At 41.2% G+C, this 3,235-nt stretch carries 6 protein-coding genes; 1 reads left to right on the top strand and 5 read right to left on the bottom strand.

What is annotated here, in order from left to right; translation table 11 throughout:
- Positions 1–122: 122 nt before the first annotated feature.
- The 5 genes from C1X29_RS28150 to C1X29_RS28130 all read right to left on the bottom strand — a co-directional run bounded on the left by C1X29_RS28150 (position 123) and on the right by C1X29_RS28130 (position 2,611).
- Positions 123–554, bottom strand: a complete 432-nt coding sequence (locus tag C1X29_RS28150; RefSeq protein WP_102718949.1) for a hypothetical protein — start codon at positions 552–554, stop codon at positions 123–125.
- On the bottom strand, positions 551–973 hold the full coding sequence (locus tag C1X29_RS28145; RefSeq protein WP_102718948.1) for a hypothetical protein: 423 nt from the start codon (positions 971–973) through the stop codon (positions 551–553). Before C1X29_RS28145 ends, C1X29_RS28150 begins: the two co-directional genes overlap by 4 nt.
- A gap of 72 nt (positions 974–1,045) precedes the next feature.
- Entirely contained in the window at positions 1,046–1,666 is a 621-nt protein-coding gene (locus C1X29_RS28140) for a hypothetical protein (protein ID WP_102718947.1), read from the bottom strand.
- A gap of 54 nt (positions 1,667–1,720) precedes the next feature.
- On the bottom strand, positions 1,721–2,095 hold the full coding sequence (locus C1X29_RS28135) for a hypothetical protein (RefSeq protein WP_102718946.1): 375 nt from the start codon (positions 2,093–2,095) through the stop codon (positions 1,721–1,723).
- Positions 2,096–2,188: 93 nt separating this feature from the next.
- A complete protein-coding gene (locus C1X29_RS28130; RefSeq protein ID WP_102686525.1) occupies positions 2,189–2,611 on the bottom strand; it encodes a hypothetical protein in 423 nt (140 codons plus the stop codon).
- Positions 2,612–3,027: 416 nt separating this feature from the next.
- On the opposite strand from C1X29_RS28130, the gene C1X29_RS29570 reads away from it, so the two are divergent.
- Positions 3,028–3,235, top strand: a 208-nt coding sequence (locus tag C1X29_RS29570; RefSeq protein ID WP_218275705.1) for a hypothetical protein, incomplete at its 3' end; no start/stop codon positions are given.

Below are 3,235 nucleotides of genomic sequence, written 5' to 3'. Positions count from 1 at the left end.
GGGAGCGGTTGTATGGGAATCGGGTGGTGGTTAAGTATGAGGTCGGGGAACAAGTCATTGAAAGGCAGCAGTAGGTTGTGTTTTTGCCTTAGGGTTTTGAGTCTGTGACGGAAATAACGCAATTACGGGTTTAGGTAGGGATACGTTTCGCCGCATAGGTGAAACGTATCGTCCAGATAATAAACTCCGGAAATCGAGTTTATTACCAGTTCTAGCTTTCCCTTTGATGGGAATAGCAAATAGAACAGCTCAAAGAATAAATAGTCTTTGATGAGGGTTGCTGCTACGTCTGGGCGGTTTCTTATCAGGGTTGAAAGTGGCGGGTAATTGCAATCTCGTAATGCGGGGATGTCGGCGTAGCCTTGTTTGTTATCGTCTTGTATGCATTCGGCGATGAATGCATTTGTCAGCTCGTGGAATTGCTCGGGCAGTTCGTGAGTTTTTATTGATAAAGTATATTTTTTGGTATTTTTGGAGAGCGGTTCACCGAAGCCAAGGCTGCGGTAGGTTACAGAGGTTGGGCCAATGATGTTGTTTTCTGATTTGAAGATCATGATTTTTTAATCGCGGGAGGAAACGAAGGGGATGCTGTATGTACGCAATCGTGGTCGTCTACATAAGTTAAGAAGCTAAGGGCTATATTAGTTATCCAGAATGGAAAGCCAGTCGTTTCTGAAAGCAATATTTTCAAATCGGATGATGACTGAAGCGTCCAGGCATGGATTTGGTTGTCGAGGACGATTAATTTTGGTTTCTCAGAAGGGTATAGGAGATCGACTTTTTTCCAAAAGTTTGGGTCGTGTTGTTTTGTTACGGATTTTAGATTGAAGGGGTCAAGGGTTTTTGTGTTGGAGTAAAAGAAGCAGGTTTTTATGTCTGAGATTATTTTTTCTAATTCAATGTCTTTGATTTGCTGGTTTTTTAGATTGTTTGTTTCAAGTGCTGATGTGATTTCTTTTTCCAAGTAACTCATCGAGATATTCCTGTTGTTTTTTTTTTGAAGCATAAATAGAAGTGAGTCTGTTCCCTTTGTGGAGTGTTTTAATTATTGATTGTAAATTCGATAGCCAGCGTCAAAGTTGCTAGTGGTGTGAGTGTTGCTATATGTGGAGTCGAATATGCCTGTGAGAGGTGGTTGAGTAGGTTTTTCTATTGAATTTAGTTTTTCTAAAGCCTTTTGAAACTCCGGGTAGCTTTCTATGTATGTGTAGTCTGATGAGTTAAATTCAAGTGTTATAGTATTGGGTGAAATGAATGCGAAGTTAATCAAGAGCTCCGGGGTCGAAAAAATTCTTCCGCTGATGTCGTAAATCTTGTCTCCGGTATTTAATTTTTTGCCGTAGCGCTCGTGGGTTAAATACCCGTGATCTTGATTTGATAGTCGCAGTAGTTTTTCGTAGCCTTTTATTGACTCAAAGGAAATACAGGCTTGTCTTATTATAAGGAAGCCGTGTTCGGTCATGTTCTCCAAAAACGTTGAGTTCTGCCTGTTGATCGAATCGATTAAGGGCTCGTCGATCAGGTTAAGTACAAAATTTGATAGCTTAAGGCGAAATTTTTCCTGAGGGTTCTCGATGGGTGGGATGCTGATACAGCTTATAATCCCGCCTGCGTTATCGGAGTCGATTACGCCAAAGCACTCTGTGATATCAATTGAGAAAATCATTGCGCTCTCCAGCGAGAACTGAATACACCTATAAGATGTTGGAGGTGGATGTTTTTAATCTTCTTTATTCCATTCCGCATGGGTCTCAATGGCTATTTTTAGCCACGCGCTAAAGTCAGGATGTTCTCCGTGAAGCTCCCACCCCTCTGAAGCATATGCATGTATTATTAGCACTTTTGGATTGCCGGATAAATCATCACCGTCAAAGCAAGCAATATCATCATTGGCGTTGAACTTTGCGAAAGGAACTAACGTGCGGTTGGGATACAGATTTTTTAGCGTGTTGTGCCAGTAATTTATTTTTCCCTCTTGATATATTAGTAACCACCAAGGTTCAATGTCCGGTTCAGGTTCCGTAGTCGCGAATTCTATAAATGTACTAGGGAAGTTGTAGTTTTTCAGGTGTTCAATGTTGAGAGGAATTTTCATTTTGCCTGTTGGTTTTGAAATGCGGAAAAGGGACGGGGGCAGATTTATTTTCTTTAACGAATAATAAATCTGCCCTCTTCAATTTGGTTCTATTTAAAGTTGCGCGCTGCTGGATTTTTTTAGAAGGTTTTCAAGTTCGGGGTAGGATTCAAGTTCTTCGTGGGTTAGGGAGTTAATAATAGCTTGTATTTTTTTTGCGTATTTATTCTCGATCGGGACTTCGCTCCAATCCAGTTCTGAGGCAGAGGCTATTAATACTTCGGTAAATGGAGAGTCCAAAAGTTTCTTTAGAATTTCAATTGCCTGAGTGGAGCGATTCTCTCCAAGAGCCGCAGCACTTCGCTCCTGCCAATACTCTTTCCTTGATAGGATCGTGTCATTAAGTCGGTTCCAGTCTTCAGCGCTGAATTTTCCTAGAACTCCTTTGGCTACCTGCTCTGTAATGTATTCATTCCAGTTAGAATCCTCGCTTTGTCCCAGCCGGTAGTTGTATTCATCGAAGGCCTTGCTATTCATGATTGTTACTCAATTTTAATAGTAGGCGACATATGGGGCTGAATAGGGGGTAGGTTGATTTTCTATTTTTTTTCAGCGAAAAATAAACCGGTCTCCTTTAATTTATGCTTCAAGCATAAAGTCTTCGATTTTCTTAATGTATTCCATCTTGTCCTTTGTTCTGAATTCCCCTAGGAATATTTCAGAGTTTTTTAGAGGTTTTCCTTTGTTGTCATACTTGATTGTCAGGAAATCAACTACAAACTCCCCCGATGGATCTCCTTCTGGTTCAACTCTGGAGTCAAAGCAGTGTCCGTAGTTTGTCGTGCACCACCTAGTAAAACTGAGCTACTAAACCAATCTGCAGTTTCGGGGGTGAGATCAATCTCGTAAAGGTTGTTGATTGTGATTGTCCATCCGCTGGGTACTCGGAGGGGTTGGAGTTCGTATTTAAGTTTTCTTCTCATATTGTTTGGTATTTTCCATTTGTTTTTGAACTTGATCTGGAGATGCCGGAAATCCGTGTGTTACATATTGAAAGGAGGGCGGACGTATTTTGTCCGAAGAAAAATAAATCTGAGAATCATCTGGCCGGCCTCCCCACCTCACGGAGGTGGCGCAAAATTCAAGGTGCGAACTTAGTCT

It is taken from the genome of Pseudomonas sp. GW456-12-10-14-LB2, from assembly GCF_002884345.1.
GTDB classification, from domain to species: domain Bacteria; phylum Pseudomonadota; class Gammaproteobacteria; order Pseudomonadales; family Pseudomonadaceae; genus Aquipseudomonas; species Aquipseudomonas paraglycinae.
Note: the sequence above shows the minus strand (reverse complement) of the source record. Positions and strands in the feature narration are given on the sequence as shown.

What these genes read in the sequence shown, in the direction of transcription:
- C1X29_RS28130 (WP_102686525.1), bottom strand. Translation starts at nt 2,611, where the DNA reads ATGAATAGCAAGGCCTTCGATGAATACAACTACCGGCTGGGACAAAGC.
- C1X29_RS28145 (WP_102718948.1), bottom strand. Translation starts at nt 973, where the DNA reads ATGAGTTACTTGGAAAAAGAAATCACATCAGCACTTGAAACAAACAAT.
- C1X29_RS28140 (WP_102718947.1), bottom strand. Translation starts at nt 1,666, where the DNA reads ATGATTTTCTCAATTGATATCACAGAGTGCTTTGGCGTAATCGACTCC.
- C1X29_RS28150 (WP_102718949.1), bottom strand. Translation starts at nt 554, where the DNA reads ATGATCTTCAAATCAGAAAACAACATCATTGGCCCAACCTCTGTAACC.
- C1X29_RS28135 (WP_102718946.1), bottom strand. Translation starts at nt 2,095, where the DNA reads ATGAAAATTCCTCTCAACATTGAACACCTGAAAAACTACAACTTCCCT.